Raw genomic sequence first — 14,263 nt, 5'->3', positions numbered from 1 at the left:
GCAACCGACCGAACCAGCGGGAGACCGAGCCCCTGAGGCCGACCGCGCCGGCGGGGGAGAGGCCGGCCCCGCGACCGCGCAGCCCCACCTGCCCCCACTGGGCGATGAGGCAGCAGACGCTTCCACATGGCCGCGCAGCCAAGCGCCGCGAGACGAGGTCACGACGCTGCCCAAGACGACGCTCGACGTACGGGAACGCCGCGCGACCATCGCGCCGCAGGCGGAACTCGTACGGTTCGAGGACCGCGTGTCGCTGCGCGTGGGGGAGTGCCATACCCGGCGCCGTGGAAGTGCCCTTGGCCCTGGACGCACGCCTTGCCGCCGCCGTCGGACAACTCACCAGGCCTACGCCTGCATCGAACTCGGCGACGTGGCCACCAGCACACCCACCGTTCGCCGGCCCGGCTCAGCCGAACGACCCGTCCCGGAATACGACGTAGTGATCACAGACGACGACGATCGCCCGCAATCGGCAGGACAAATCGGACAGACCCCGAGCACAGTCGATCACCTTCAGCGGCGACGACGCCGCCACAGGGGAGTCCTGCGCGACGGATGGTTCAGGACAGAGGATCGGGGCCGGCTCGATGGGGACGGCTTCCGCTACTTCGCCGCTCGCCGCGCCGACGTCATCAGACGACACGGCGAGAACATCGCCACCTGGGACGTGGAGCAGGTGCCGGCCGCGATGCCCGGCGTCCTGGACGCGGCCGCGACACGCGTGCCCTCAGAGCTGACCGAGGAAGACGTGTTCGTGGCCGTGAGCGTGACACCCGAAAGCACGCTGACCGCGCCGCAGGCGCGTGCCTGGTGTCTCGAGCGGCTCCCACGCCACGCCGTCCCTCGATGCGTGCGGGTGATCGACGACCTGCCCAGGAACGCCGCCACAAAGTGATCAAGGGGGAGCTGCGCGTTGTGCCGTCGGACGCGTGGGACGCCTGTACATAGCCCGGGCCGCATCGCGGTGAACGGGCTCAGCAAGATCGGTCCCGGCTCGAGAGGACCCGCCGGGGTGATGGCCTCACCCCCACCGCCACCCGCATGTCCATCAGCGACGTGCGCGACGCCGTTCCTCAGGCCAATGAGCGCGTTGCCGAAGGCGGCCGCGTCGGCTTGCGGGTCATGTGTCGACGACGCCGTTCCTCAGTGGCCGCGTTCTGGCAGGCTGGGAACTATAGGCGATACCGAACAGAATCCACCTTCTGTCCGGTATCGGGTTTTTTGGGTGATTAGGGGTGGTTAGAGGCGGTTGACGAAGCGGGCGGCGGCGCGCTGGCTCATGCCGGTCTCGCCGCGTACGAGGAAGACGGCTTCTTGGAGCTGGCCGAGCGCCTTCATCTGGCGCGCCTGGTCGACCAGGTCGGGGCTGGGGCTGGGGCGGTTACGGGGGTTCCTGGTCAGCCGGGCGGCCAGGATGATCAGATAGATGATCAGGGCGGTGACGACGACGGTGAGCGCGACGAGGCCCCCGGTGGAGATCGCCAGGCTGTGCATGTCTCGATCGTAACGCGACTCGCTGGTGATCAGCGGCGTCAATCGGCTTCGCCGGCGGCGATGGGTGCGATGATCAGGGCCGCGACGCTGAGAATCATGCATCCTCGGTTCGCCATATTTGCGGGTGTAGGCGGACATGTCTGGTTGCTTGATAATGAACATTATGTCAAGTAGCACTCTTCTCGCTTGGGAGGGGTCCTGACTCCCGGGGTGGAGCGGCGTGCGCGTGTGGTGACGTTGGTCACCTTGGATGCCGCCCCGCCGGGCGGTGGCGGACACGTCCAGGTCCGGTGGTGTTACAGGAGGTGACGGCCGCCGCCGATGGCCTGGCCCGGCTCTTGATCATTACGGTGGGTGAGGCCGGAATGTTCTGACCAGCGGGTTGACCTTCGGTTGATTCACTGTCCTTGCTGGCCTGGGCGGCTTAGGGTGGGAAATCTGCTATCGCGCCGCGAGAGGAGCAGCACGTGGGGAACCAGTCGATGTTATGTGCAGTGTGTCAGGGAGTTCTGCCCGCTTCTGGACGGGAGTCCTATACGACCCTGCGGGGACGCCTGATCGTCACGAACGGTTACTGCGCAGGTGGTTGCGCCGAGCGGCGGACCGCGATGGAGCAGACGCAGCAGATGTCGCGTCCTTCGGCTCCGGTTGCGCAGTCCGCTCCCCCGGTGGCTCCTGAGGTCGTTTCCGCTGATGCGTATCTGGCCTCCGCCGTCGGCCCGATTCGGGCGCGGGTGGCGGGCTGACCGTTTGTGTGCCGGGGTTCGGGCCGGCGCGGCGTTGAGCGCCGTGCCGGTTTTCGTGCCGGTTGTGGGTTGGTGGGTGCCGTGTCACGCCGGGGTGGGGCGCGATGCGGTGGCCGGGCCGCCGGTCATTGGTGGCCGTTTGTGGTGTGCCAGTAGTCGCGGGTCTGTACGGCCAGGCCGTCGGTGTCGAAGCGGGCGATGACGCAGCCTGCGAGGGTGATGGGTGTGCCGTCGTCGGTGGCGTGGACGCGGAATTCGATGACCGCCTGGTCGCCGTCCACGATGGGGGTGGCGAAGGTGACCTGGGGTGCGGTTTCGGTGCTGAAGGACCAGCGGATGTAGTCGGTGATGGCGCCTCTCCCCCGGTGTGGTGGCCGGAAGGGCATGGAGGTGTGGACGGCGTCGTGGCTGTAGAGGGTGGCGATGCGGTCGGCGTCGTGGTGGGTCCAGCCGTGTTGCCAGGTGTCGGCGAAGTGCTGGGCGGCTGTTCGGGTGTCCATGGGTTCCAGTGTGGCGGCGTTTAACCGGTCGATTCTGTCGGTGGCGTTGGTTATGGTCTGGGCTCGTGTCTGGTGTGCTGCCGCTGGTTCACGCGCGTGGGCTGGTGAAACGGTTCGGGGATTTCGTCGCGGTTGACGGGATCGATATTGATGTGGCGCCTGGTGAGGCGTTTGGCTTCCTGGGTCCCAATGGTGCGGGTAAGTCGTCGACGATGCGGATGATCAGTTGCGTGTCGATGCCGTCCGCGGGTGAGTTGCGGATCTTCGGGATGGATCCGGCGCGGGAGGGGCCGCGGATCCGGGGGCGGCTGGGTGTCTGCCCGCAGCTGGATAACTTGGATCCCGATCTGACGGTTCGCGAGAATTTGACGACGTACGCTCGCTATTTCGGTTTGTCGCGGGCGCAGGCGCGGGCGCGGGCCGAGGAGCTGCTGGAGTTCGCGCAGCTGCGTGAGCGGGCCTCGAGCCGGGTGGAGCCGCTGTCGGGCGGGATGAAGCGGCGGCTGACGATCGCGCGGGCGATGGTGAACGAGCCGGATCTGGTGCTGCTGGACGAGCCGACGACGGGGCTGGATCCGCAGGCGCGTCATCTGCTGTGGGAGCGGTTGTTCCGGTTGAAGCAGCGGGGTGTGACGCTGGTGCTGACCACGCATTACATGGATGAGGCCGAGCAGTTGTGCGATCGGCTGGTGGTGATGGACGGCGGGCGGATCGTGGCCGAGGGGTCGCCGCGTTCGCTGATCGAGTCCTATTCCTCGCCGGAGGTGGTGGAGTTGCGTTTCGGCGGGCAGGAGCTGGCGGGTTTCGTGGCGCCGCTGGACGGGGTGGGTGATCGGGTGGATGTGCTGCCGGATCGGATCTTGCTGTATGCCAAGGACGGTGACGCGGCGGTGTCGGAGGTGCATCGTCGTGAGCTGGTGCCCTCCAGTGTGCTGGTGCGCAGGTCGTCGCTGGAGGATGTGTTCCTTCATCTGACGGGCCGGACGTTGGTGGAGTGATGGCGCATCCGGCGGTGGCGGTGCTGGAGCGGCACCTGACGTTGTACAAGCGGTTGTGGCGGGCGTCGTTGTTCTCGTCGTTCGTGTTGCCGGTGCTGTTCTTGGCCAGCATCGGGCTGGGGGTGGGCGGTTACGTCGGCGAGGTGGGTGGCGTGCCGTACGTGGAGTGGATCGTGCCGGGTGTGCTGGCTTCGACGGTGTTTCAGATGGCGGTCGGCGAGTGCACGTACGCGGTGTTCGGGGAGTTCCGGTGGAATCGCGGGGCGCACGCGATGTTCGCGACGCGGGTGTCGGTGTGGGACATGATCGGCGGCTGGCTGCTGTACATCGTGTTCAGGGTCGAGATCGCGGTGGTGGTGTTCCTGCTGGTGGTGGCGGCGTTCGGGGTGTTGTCCTCGCCGTGGGTGGTGGTGACGCCGTTGGTGGCGGCGTTGCTGGCGGTGGCGGTCGCGGCGCCGGTGACGGCGTTTTCGGCGACGATCGATCACGACAGTTATTTCGCGTTGCTGTTTCGGTTCGTGATGCTGCCTTCGACGTTGTTCGCGGGGGTGTTCTTCCCGGTGGAGCAGTTGCCGCTGGTGGTGCGGCCGCTGGCTTATGTCTCGCCGTTGTGGCATGGGGTGGAGCTTGCGCGGGCGGCGACGTCGGGGGCCGCTCCCCCGTGGCCGGTGTGGGCGCATGCCGGGTGTTTGCTGGTGTTCGCGGTGGGTGGGGTGTGGTGGGCGGGTTGGGCGTTTCGTAGGCGACTTCAGGACTGATGATGGTGACGTTGGCGGTGGCTCGGCTGGTGTCGGGCCGGGTTTCGGTGGGCCGGGTGGGTGCGGTCGTGGGCCGCAATGTGGGTGCGTTGCGTTCGGGTGCTTCGTACTGGCTGGTGCTGGTGTCGGGGTTCTTCGAGCCGTTGCTGTATCTGCTGTCGATCGGTGTGGGTGTGGGGGCGCTGGTGGGGCGGATCCCGGTGGGTGATGGCCGGGTGGTGTCGTACGCGGTGTTCGTGGCGCCGGCGATGCTGGCGGTTTCGGCGATGAACGGGGCGTTGTCGGAGACGACGTTCAACTTCTTTTTCAAGATGCGTTACGCCAAGACGTTCGAGGCGGTGCTGGCGACGCCGGTGCGGCCGATCGAGGTGGCGCTGGGTGAGTTGAGCTGGGCGATGGTGCGCAGCGGTGTGTACACGGCGTTGTTCTTGGTGGTGATGGTGGTGTTGCGGCTGGCCGAGCCGGTGTGGGCGCTGGCGGCGTTTCCGGCGACGATGCTGGTGGGGTTGTCGTTCGGGGCGCTGGGGATGGCGGTGTCGACGCTGCTGCGTGGCTGGCAGGATTTCGACCTGATGACGGCGGCGCAGTTGTCGTTGTTCCTGTTTTCCGGGACCTTCTCCCCCGTGGCGGATTATCCGGGGGTGTTGGAGGTGGTGGTGCGTCTGACGCCGCTGTATCACTCGGTGGAGTTGGTGCGGGGTCTGGCTTCGGGGGTGCCGCAGTGGGGGTTGCTGGGGCATGCGGGTTATCTGGTGGTGATGGCGGTGGCGGGGGTGTGGTTCGCGGCGCGCCGGATTGAGCGGGTGTTGTGCGCGTAGTGCGGGTGTGTCAGGTGTAGGGCTGTGCGGCGGTGACCGAGGTGGTGGGGAGCGGGCCGTACAGGTGGGGGAAGCCGTTTTCGAGGCGGATGTCGAGTCCGGTGGGGTCGATCTCGAGGATGAGCAGTGGTTGGGTGAGGTGGCTGTAGAAGGCGGCGTGTACACCGTGGAGTTGGTCGAGGTCGCGGCTGCAGTGGATGAAGCCTTCTTCTTCGAGGGTGCGGCCGAGGGTGGAGATGCGGTACTCCCCTGCCGGCTGGGCGGCGGCCCAGTCGGCGTGTAGGGCGAGGTGCAGGATGTTTATGGTGTCCATTCTGATTCGAGCATGGCGTAGATGACCTCGGAGGTCCATTCGCCTTTGACCTGTTCGTTGTCGATGAGGTGGGCTTCGCGGCGCATGCCGAGTTTCTCCAGGACGCGGGCGGAGGCGGAGTTGCGGGCGTCGATGCGGCCGGTGATGCGGTGCAGGTGGAGTTCTTCGAAGCCGAGGCGGAGCAGTTCGCGGGCGGCTTCGGGGGCGTAGCCGTGGCGGTGGTGGTCGGGGTGCAGGATGTAGCCGATCTCGCCTTGGCGGTGTTGCTTGCTGGTCCAGATCAGGACGCCGTTGCCGATGAGTTCGCCGCTTTCGCGCAGGGTGATGGCGATGTCGAGGGCGTCTCCTTCGTCGAGGAGGGCGACGCGGGTGATCTTCTTTTCGAGGAAGGTGCGGACGGTGTCGAGGTCGCGGGGTTCCCAGTAGAGGTAGCGGGCGACTTCTGGCCGGGATTCGTAGGCGTGCAGCGCGTGGAGGTCGTCGGGGGTGAAGGGGCGCAGCAGGAGGCGGCTGGTGATGATCGGGTAGTGGGGTTTGAGCACGTGGGCAGTGTAGAGAACCCCCCTTTGGGGCGCGAGGCGTTTTCGTCTGGTCCCTTGCTGGTGGTGGTCTTTCGGTGTGTCAACGATCTGTCAGCGGGGGCTCAAGGGGGTGTCAGCGGGGTGCGGGATGGTCGCGGCGTTCCAGTTTTTCGACGGGAGGCGACAGATGACGACGACGCGACTCGATGCCGGGGCTTATCGGGCGGCCGAGCGGTTGCTGCGGGACAACCGCGGGAGTCTGGTGCTCGGGGACAAGGTCAGTCCGCGGTGGATCGAGGGGGGTGCCCGGTTCTGGTACGCGGTGGACACCGCTGAGGGGCGCAGGTTCGTGCTGGTCGATCCGGTGGCGGGCAGCCGCGGAGCGGCCTTCGATCAGGAGAAGGTGGCGGCCGCGTTGGCGGCGGCGTCGGGGCGGCAGGTGGATGCGGCGGCGCTGCCGTTGAGTGGTGTGGAGTTCAGTGGTGAGGGGGTGGAGTTCGACGCGTTCGGCGGGCGCTGGCGGTGCCGGTTGGACGGCTCCGTGTGTGAGGAGGTCGCGGGGGTGGCGCCGGTCGGTCCGGTGGAGGTGGCTTCGCCGGATGGCCGGCTGGTGGCGTTCCGGCGGGGGCACGATGTGTGGGTGCGTTCGCTGGAGGATGGCCGGGAGTGGGCTCTGACGGCTGATGGGGATGCGGACCACGACTACGGGGCGAGTCCTGATTTTTTCATGTATTCAACGTTGTTGAAGAAGATGGGGCTCCCCCACGCGCCGCCTGCCGTGTGCTGGTCGCCGGATTCGCGGCGGGTGCTGACGCACCGTACCGATCAGCGGGGGGTGCGGCGGGCGCATCTGGTGGAGTCCATGCCGGACGACGGCGGCGTGCCCGGGCTGGTGACGTTGCGGCAGCCGTTTCCCGGTGATGAGCGGCTGCCGCTGGCCGCGTTCGTGGTGCTGGACGTCGCGGGCGGTACGGCGGTGGCGGCGCGGGCGGAGCCGGTGGAGATGCCGACGATTTCGCCGATCTTCATGAAGTGGGCGTGGTGGTCGGAGGACGGCTCGGCGGTCTACTACCTCGATCGCTCGCGTGATGGGCGGACGCTGCGGCTGCATCGGCTCGATCCGGTCAGCGGCGAGGTGGTGAGCGTGCTGGGTGAGACCGGAAAGACCCGGGTGGAGCCGGCGCAGCAGCTGGGGCAGGCTCCGATGGTCAGGGTTTTGCGGGGCGGGCAGGAGGTGTTGTGGTATTCCCAGCGTGATGGGTGGGGTCATCTCTACCTGTATGACGTGTGCGGTGGTGAGCCGCGCGGGCAGGTGACGTCGGGGGCGTGGGCGGTGCAGGAGATCCTGCACGTCGATGAGGTGGCGCGGGTGGTGTACTTCGTCGCTTCGGGGCTGGTGGCGGCCGATCCGTATCGCCGGTCGGTGTGCCGGGCCGGGTTGGACGGGTCGGGGTTCGAGCGGATCACCGATGATGATCTGGATCATGTCGTCATCGTGGCCGGCGACAAGGGCTCCTTCATCGACTCGGCGTCCACGACCGTGACGCCGCCGTCGGTGACGGTGCGCGGCTGGGACGGTCGGGTGCTGGTGGAGCTGGAGCGCGCCGATGTCAGCCGGCTCATGGCGGCGGGCTGGACTCCCCCGGAACGCTTCTGTGTGAAGGCGGCCGACGGGCAGAGTGACGTCTATGGGGTGCTGTATCGGCCTCATGGGTTCGATCCGGGCCGGAGTTATCCGGTCGTCGATCATGTCTATCCCTTTCCCGCGGTGCACCGGGTGAGCCCGTCCTTCGATGCCGGGTGGCATGGTTATGACGCCGAGGTGGTGGCCGCGCTCGGGTTCGTCGTGGTCGCCGTGGACGGGCGGGGCACGCCGGGGCGCGACAAGGCCTTCCATGACGCCTCCTATGGGCGGCTGGACGAGGCGGGGCTGGCTGATCACGTCGCGGCGCTGGAGCAGCTGGGGGCGGAGCGGCCGTGGATGGATCTGGACCGGGTGGGGATCTTCGGTCTGTCGGCGGGCGGGTTCGCGGCTGTGCGGGCGATGCTGGACTTTCCTGAGGTGTTCAAGGTCGGTGTCGCCGAATCGGGGATGCATGATCTGCGCTACGGCGATCCGGGCAGCGCCGAGGCCTATCATGGGCCGTTCGATGCGCAGAGGTATGCGCGTGCGTCGAATGTGGATCTCGCCGATCGGCTGGCGGGCCGGCTGCTGCTGGTGCATGGCGGGTTGGACACTCAGGTGTTGCCTGATGTGACGTTGCGGCTGGTCGATCGTCTCATCGCGGCGGACAAGGACTTCGAGTTGCTGCTCGTGCCGCGGGCCGAGCATGTCTATGTCGGGTTCGAGTATTACGTCAATCGCCGTAAGTGGGATTTCCTGGTGCGTCATCTGCTGGGGGTGGAGCCGCCGGAGGGTTATCGCCTGTCCAGGGTTCCCCTCGGTGCCGGGGATGCGTGAGCTGAGCGGGTGAGGCGACGCGCCGGGTCCGTCCGTTGCTCGGCGCGGTCGCGCGGGCGCAGGAGGTTTCGCCCCCGACGTCGCCCTGCGCAACCGGCGCGCCAGGGTACGCGCGAGGGCCGCGCCGGCACCTCTCCCTTGCTCGCCTCGCCTGAGGCGCTGGCTGGCTGGCAGGAAGGACGCGACCCGGCGTCTTGCCGGGGGTGACGAAGCGCAGCGTCTCGGAGATCACGCTGCGTTACTGGGCGCCTGGGGACACGTTCGGGAAAAGGCCCCGGCTCGGTGGGTGAGCTGATTCGGCGGGTGAGCCGAGGCCTGATCGGCTGGCTCGCGGTCGCGCTGCGTACTCGCGGCGGACCGACGGGCTGGCTGGCGGGCTGGCCGGACCGAAACAGTGACGGCGTCCCGGTTGGCTGAGCTGCTGAGCGGCGGGCTGGCCGGGCCGGCTGAGCCCGCCGATCGGCTTAGCCTGGCCGGCCGGGGTTCAGGGGGCGAGGGTGAGGACGGCGATTTCGCTGACCGTGGCGATGGTGGCGTCCTGGCCGCGCTGGGTCGCCTCGGCGTGTTCGTGGTCGCTGAGGGCGGCTCTGGTGGCCGCTTGGACGCGGCGGGCGTCGGGGTGGGACAGGTCGGGTGTGCCGCGTACCGCGTCGCCGGCCGCCAGCAGGCGGGTGGCTTGCCGCGGGTGGCCTTGGTGCAGGGCGAGGTTGGCGATGCCGACCAGTGTCTGGCTGATCGTGGAGGCGTTCATGGAGCGCAGGGCCCAGGTCAGGGCGTCGGCGTGGTGGGTGCGGGCGGCGTTCAGGTCGCCTTCCAGTACGTCGAGGTATCCGTGGGAGTCCAGGACCATGGCGCGGAATGGCCAGTTGACGGTGATGTGCTGGGCCAGTGTCTCGGCGTGGGTCAGGTGGGTGCGGGCTGTGGTGGGGTCGCCGTTCCAGCGGGCGAGGTCGGCTTTGAGGTAGGCGATGGCGACCAGTGTGTCGGGCAGGGCGATCTGCTCGGTGTCGCGTTCGACGTCGGCGATGGCGGCGGCGCTGCCTTCGGTGTCGCCGTGGAGCCAGCGCAGCTGGGCCAGTTTGAGGCGCATCAGCCATGCGTCTTGGCTGTCGACGGCTTCGGTGATGACGGCGATGGCCTGTTCGTAGCAGGTGATCGCGGTGGTCAGGTCGCCGCGCCAGGCGGCCAGGCCGGCCAGTGCGGTGAGGGAGGAGGTGATGCCCCATCGCTCGCCGAGGGCGCGGAACTCGGTCAGGGCGGTCTGGAGGTCGCTGTGCGCCTCGGGGTGCGGGCGGCCGACGTTGATGAGGGTGAGGGCGCGGTTGAGCCGGGCCATCGCCCGTACCCAGGGGTCTTCGTCGGTGAACAGCTCTTTCATCTCGGCCGGCGGGTCGGTGGAGGCGCGGGCGTCGGCCAGCATCCGTTCGAGGGGGCCGATGAGTCGTACGACGGGGTGGGGGTGCTTGATGTTCGCGGTGAGTTGTTGTGCGGTGGTGATCCAGTCTTTGGCTTGGTGTTCGTCGCCGAGGCCGTTGAATTCGAACTGGGCGGCGATCGCGCAGGCGGTCGCTCGTACGTTGTCGTCGACCGGGCCCGGCAGGGCGAGTGCTTGGGCGGCCAGGTGGGCGCCTTCGGCCTTGTGGCCGCTGAGGGCCCAGTGCAGCCACCAGTACCAGCCGGTCGCGGCGACCAGTCGCAGGGCGGTCTGTGCGTCGCCGGCGGCGATGGCGGCGCGGGTGGCGGCGTTGAGGTTGTCGTGGTCGGTGGCGAGCCGGTGGAGCCAGCGTAGTTGTCCGGCGCGGCGCAGGTGCGGGTCGGCGGTTTCGGCGAGTTCGGCGAAGTAGGTGGCGTGGGCGTGGCGGATGCGGTCGCGTTCGCCGGCCTCGTCGAGGCGTTCCTGGCTGTAGGCCTTGATGGTCTCCAGCATCCGGTAGTGCGGTGTGGTGTCGTCGGGAGGCAGCAGGAGGGATTTGTCGGTCAGTGCGGTGAGTAGGTCGAGTACGTGGTCGGCTGGGATGGTGGATTCGGGCGGTTGTGCTGTGGCGGGGTTGTCCGCGCATACGTGCTCGGCCGCCTCGAGCGTGGCGCCGCCGGAGAATGTCGTGAGGCGGCGCAGGAGTGCGCGTTCGTGTTCGGACAGCAGGTTCCAGCTCCAGTCGATCACGGCTCGCAGGGTCTGGTGCCGGGGTGGTGCGGTGCGGCTGCCGCCGGTCAGGAGGTGGAAGCGGTCGTGGAGCTGGCCGGCCAGGTGCTGGGGGGTCATGGTGCGTAGCCGGGCGGCGGCCAGTTCGATGGCCAGGGGTATGCCGTCCAGTGCGCGGCAGATGCGTACGACGTCTGAGGTGGTGTGTTCGGTGACGGTGAAGCCGGGGCGGGCGGTGCCGGCTCGGTCGGTGAGGAGTTGGACGGCGGCGCTGGACATGGCTGTGGTGAGGTCGGCGTCCTCGGGTGGCAGGGTGAGGGGTTCGACGGGCCACAGGGCCTCGCCGGTGATGGCGAGTGGTTCTCGGCTGGTGGCCAGGATGCGCAGGTGGGGGCAGGTGCCGAGGAGCTGGTCGGCCAGGGTGGCGGCCGGGCCGATGAGGTGTTCGCAGTTGTCGAGTACGAGGAGTGCGTCGCGGGTGCGTAGTGCGGCCGTGAGCCGGTCGATCGGCTCGCCCGCCGAGGTGTGGCCGCGGATGCCCAGCGCGGTCAGTATCGTCTGCGGCAGGTCGGTGTCGTCGCTGATCGGGGCGAGGTCGGCCAGCCAGACGCCGCCGGTCAGCTGGTGGAGCAGGGTGCGGGCGGTCTCGGTGGCCAGCCGGGTCTTTCCCGATCCGCCGGGGCCGATGAGGGTGGTGAGCCGGTGCCGGCCGATCAGCTGGCTGATCTGGGTGAGTTCGTGGTCGCGGCCGACGAAGCTGGTCAGTGGGGCGCGCAGGTTCGTGGGTGGTGCTGTGGCGGTGTCGTGTCTTTGCGGTGGGGTGGGGTTCATCTGTCCGCGCAGGATCGCGGTGTGCAGGGCGGACAGCTGTGGTGAGGGGTCGGCGCCGAGAGTCTCGGCGAGTGCGTGTCGTGTGCGTTCGTAGGCTGTCAGTGCCTCGGTGGGGCGTCCGGTCGCGCACAGTGCCCGCATCAGGGCGGCTGCCAGTCGTTCGCGCAGGGGGTGTTCGGCGATCAGTGCGGTCAGTTCGGTGGTCAGTTCGCCGGCGCGGCCTAGGTGGAGATCGGCCTCGATGCGGTCTTCCGTGGCGCTCAGCCGCAGGTGTGACAGGTGGGTGCGTGATGCTTGGAAGAAATCGGTGTCGGCCACGTCCAGCAGGGCTGGGCCGCGCCACAGGTTGAGGGCTTCGCGCAGGGTGCGGGCGGCTGTGGCGGGGTCGTGGGCCAGGGCGGAGTGCCCGGCGGCGGCGAGGCGTTCGAAGCGGGTCACGTCCACCGCGTCGGGGGTGAGTGCCAGCCGGTAGCCGGCCGGATGGGGTTCGATGCGGGCCTGCGGTAGTGCGCGGCGCAGGCGTGAGACGAGTGCCTGTACGGCGTTGACGGCTCCTGCCGGTGGGTGGTGGCCCCAGATGCCGTCGATCAGGCGGGTCATGGGGACGACGCGGTCCGCCTGGAGCGCCAGGACGATCAGGAGGGTCCGCAGGCGGGCGCCGGCCACCTCCACGGGGTTGCCGTCGTCGGCCCGGACTTCCAGCGGTCCCAGCATCGCGATCCACACGCAACCGATTGTGCCGGGCCGTGGGCTTGGCCAGGACAGGTGATCAAGGAGTGTGAGCGTGATCGCCTTCCTGGCGCCGGAATCCGGGGTGGAGAACCCGGTGGAGGGGTGTCCGGAATCGGAAAGGGGCTTGCCATGATGCGGTGGCGGCTACGCGTCGCGGGTGAGGTATTGCCATGTGGTCATGCGGTCGCGCAGGTCGATGGTGTCGGCGTTGGCGGAGAAGGTGCCGTTGCCACGATGGTGGAACTCGCCCGCTCCTCGTTTGCCGGCGTCGAACCAGGCGCGCTCGCCGCGCAGGATCCCGAGCTGGCGTCCAGGAAGTCGGTGCGCAGTACGCCCGGCTCGACGACCATGGACTGGATGCCGAACGGCGACATCTCCGCGGCGAGGGCTTCGCTGATCCCGGCGACGGCGAACTTGGAGGCGCTGTACAGGCTGACTCCCGGCTCGCCTTCGAATCCGGAGCGCGAACCGATGTTGACGATCTTTCCTGAGCCCTGGCGGCGCATGCCGGGCAGCACGGCTCTGGTCATGTTGATCAGGCCGAACACGTTGAGGTCGAACAGGGAGCGGGCCTCGTCGTCGCCGATCTCTTCCAGGGCGCCCAGCAGGCCGCGGCCGGCGTTGTTGACCAGGACGTCGATGCCGCCGAAGCGCTCTGTCGCGGTCTGGACGGCGGCGGGGATGGCGCCGCTGTCGGTGACGTCCAGGGCGACGGCGAGGACCTGGCCGGAGCTCTGCAGGTCATCGGGCAGCCGGTCGGGGTTGCGGACGGCGACGACCACGTTGTCTCCGCCTTTGAGCGCGGCTCGGGCGATCTCGGCGCCGAGCCCGCGGGAAGCGCCGGTGATGAACCAGGTAGTCATGATGTCGTCTCTTTCCTTTGTGTGCCTGTTGCTGACAGATTCGAGTCTGTGCAGCTCGCGGGCAGGGATGAAGGCCGGGGCTTTCCTGGGAGGCACACACCTAGGAGGGAAGGCCGGGCTCGGGAAAGAGGCGGTACGAGCTGGGCGTGTGTGGGCCACGCCTGTGATGCGGTGCGGTGGCGGCGGTCAGACAGCGTCGCTGTTGTGCGGCGTCCTTGCCGTCGCCCGCGCGGCTGAGGAGCGCAACTGCTCGAACGCGGCCGCGGTCGCCGAGGCGGGCTGGGCCTGGTAGACGACGAGTTGCTGGTGCGGGGCGCCGTTGACGGTGAAGGCGGAGAACTGGATGTGCAGGTCGCCCACGCGTGGGTGGCGCAGGTGCTTGCCCTCTTGCGACTTCGACTTCACCTCGTGGCGGGCCCACAGCTCGGCGAACGTCGGGCTGGCCGAGCAGAGCTCGTCGACGAGCTGGTTGACGCGCGCGGAGTGCGGGTCGTGGCCGTAGGAGGCCCGCAGCTCGGCCACGCAGGAGTGCGCGGCCCGCTCCCAGTCCCGGTAGAACTCCCGCCCTGCGGGGTCGGTGAACACCATGCGGGCCAGGTTGTCGGTGGCGGTGAATCCTTCGTGCAGGGCGGTGGCCATCGTGTTGGCGGCCAGGATGTCCAGTGCGGGGCCGAGCACGAACGCCGGGGAGGTGGGCCAGCTGTCCATCAGCTGCAGCAGGTGCGGGCTGACCTGGTCGTCGGCGGCGGCTCGGCGCCGGGCGGAGGGCCGGATCAGGCGGTGCAGGTGCTCGGTGGCCTCCTCGTCCAGGCTCAGGGCGCGTGCCACCGCCTCGACCACCTGCGGCGAAGGGCTCGACTCCCGGCCCTGCTCGAGTCGCACGTAGTAGTCGCTGCTCATGCCCGCCAGCATCGCCACTTCCTCGCGGCGCAGGCCCTTGACGCGGCGTCGCCCGTACTCCGGCAGGCCGACGTCCTGCGGTGTGAGAGCCTCGCGACGGGCTCGGAGGAACTCTCCCAACGGCGTGCTTGAGTGCATTGAGCCAGGCTAGATGTCAAATGCCCGATGGGCCACGATGCGATGGG

12 protein-coding genes are annotated in these 14,263 nt (G+C 68.6%); 5 read left to right on the top strand and 7 right to left on the bottom strand.

The window, feature by feature from the left end; genetic code table 11:
• Window positions 1-439 precede the first annotated feature (439 nt).
• Complete coding sequence (locus tag AB0B91_RS44010) at window positions 440-895, top strand: hypothetical protein (RefSeq protein WP_358333757.1); 456 nt, start codon at window positions 440-442, stop codon at window positions 893-895.
• 344 nt (window positions 896-1,239) lie between these two features.
• On the opposite strand, the gene AB0B91_RS44005 is transcribed toward AB0B91_RS44010, so the two are convergent.
• Together AB0B91_RS44005 and AB0B91_RS44000 are read right to left on the bottom strand one after the other, a co-directional pair.
• On the bottom strand, window positions 1,240-1,494 hold the full coding sequence (locus AB0B91_RS44005) for a hypothetical protein (protein WP_358333754.1): 255 nt from the start codon (window positions 1,492-1,494) through the stop codon (window positions 1,240-1,242).
• Window positions 1,495-2,365: 871 nt separating this feature from the next.
• Window positions 2,366-2,740, bottom strand: a complete 375-nt coding sequence (locus tag AB0B91_RS44000; RefSeq protein ID WP_358333751.1) for a nuclear transport factor 2 family protein — start codon at window positions 2,738-2,740, stop codon at window positions 2,366-2,368.
• 65 nt (window positions 2,741-2,805) lie between these two features.
• Here AB0B91_RS44000 and AB0B91_RS43995 point away from each other — a divergent pair, with 65 nt between their 5' ends.
• The 3 genes from AB0B91_RS43995 to AB0B91_RS43985 are packed head-to-tail and all read left to right on the top strand — an operon-like array spanning window position 2,806 to window position 5,314.
• The gene (locus AB0B91_RS43995) at window positions 2,806-3,738 is read left to right on the top strand and encodes an ATP-binding cassette domain-containing protein (RefSeq protein WP_358333748.1); all 933 of its coding nucleotides are present in this window, start codon (window positions 2,806-2,808) and stop codon (window positions 3,736-3,738) included.
• Window positions 3,738-4,496, top strand: a complete 759-nt coding sequence (locus AB0B91_RS43990; protein ID WP_358333745.1) for an ABC transporter permease — start codon at window positions 3,738-3,740, stop codon at window positions 4,494-4,496. The genes AB0B91_RS43995 and AB0B91_RS43990 overlap by 1 nt, the downstream gene beginning before the upstream one ends.
• A complete protein-coding gene (locus AB0B91_RS43985; RefSeq protein ID WP_358333743.1) occupies window positions 4,496-5,314 on the top strand; it encodes an ABC transporter permease in 819 nt (272 codons plus the stop codon). Before AB0B91_RS43990 ends, AB0B91_RS43985 begins: the two co-directional genes overlap by 1 nt.
• 10 nt (window positions 5,315-5,324) lie before the next feature.
• Here the strand turns inward: AB0B91_RS43985 and AB0B91_RS43980 are convergent, their stop codons facing one another.
• Complete coding sequence (locus tag AB0B91_RS43980) at window positions 5,325-5,627, bottom strand: DUF952 domain-containing protein (protein WP_358333740.1); 303 nt, start codon at window positions 5,625-5,627, stop codon at window positions 5,325-5,327.
• Window positions 5,615-6,169 (bottom strand): GNAT family N-acetyltransferase, encoded by a 555-nt coding sequence (locus AB0B91_RS43975; RefSeq protein ID WP_358333737.1) that lies wholly within the window; start codon window positions 6,167-6,169, stop codon window positions 5,615-5,617. Before AB0B91_RS43975 ends, AB0B91_RS43980 begins: the two co-directional genes overlap by 13 nt.
• Before the next feature lie 328 nt (window positions 6,170-6,497).
• Here AB0B91_RS43975 and AB0B91_RS43970 point away from each other — a divergent pair, with 328 nt between their 5' ends.
• A complete protein-coding gene (locus AB0B91_RS43970; RefSeq protein ID WP_358333734.1) occupies window positions 6,498-8,609 on the top strand; it encodes a DPP IV N-terminal domain-containing protein in 2,112 nt (703 codons plus the stop codon).
• A gap of 484 nt (window positions 8,610-9,093) precedes the next feature.
• On the opposite strand, the gene AB0B91_RS43965 is transcribed toward AB0B91_RS43970, so the two are convergent.
• The 3 genes from AB0B91_RS43965 to AB0B91_RS43955 form a co-directional block, all read right to left on the bottom strand.
• The gene (locus AB0B91_RS43965) at window positions 9,094-12,309 is read right to left on the bottom strand and encodes a BTAD domain-containing putative transcriptional regulator (RefSeq protein WP_358333731.1); all 3,216 of its coding nucleotides are present in this window, start codon (window positions 12,307-12,309) and stop codon (window positions 9,094-9,096) included.
• A 182-nt stretch (window positions 12,310-12,491) separates the two neighbouring features.
• Window positions 12,492-13,178, bottom strand: coding sequence for an SDR family oxidoreductase (locus AB0B91_RS43960; protein ID WP_358333728.1), 687 nt, complete (start codon window positions 13,176-13,178; stop codon window positions 12,492-12,494).
• A gap of 186 nt (window positions 13,179-13,364) precedes the next feature.
• Window positions 13,365-14,216: a helix-turn-helix transcriptional regulator gene (locus AB0B91_RS43955; protein WP_358333725.1), complete on the bottom strand. Its 852-nt coding sequence runs from the start codon at window positions 14,214-14,216 to the stop codon at window positions 13,365-13,367.
• Window positions 14,217-14,263 lie beyond the last annotated feature (47 nt).

Source organism: Nonomuraea sp. NPDC049141 (assembly GCF_040648415.1).
Taxonomy (GTDB): Bacteria; Actinomycetota; Actinomycetes; order Streptosporangiales; family Streptosporangiaceae; genus Nonomuraea.
This window is presented reverse-complemented; position numbering and strand designations above follow the sequence as displayed.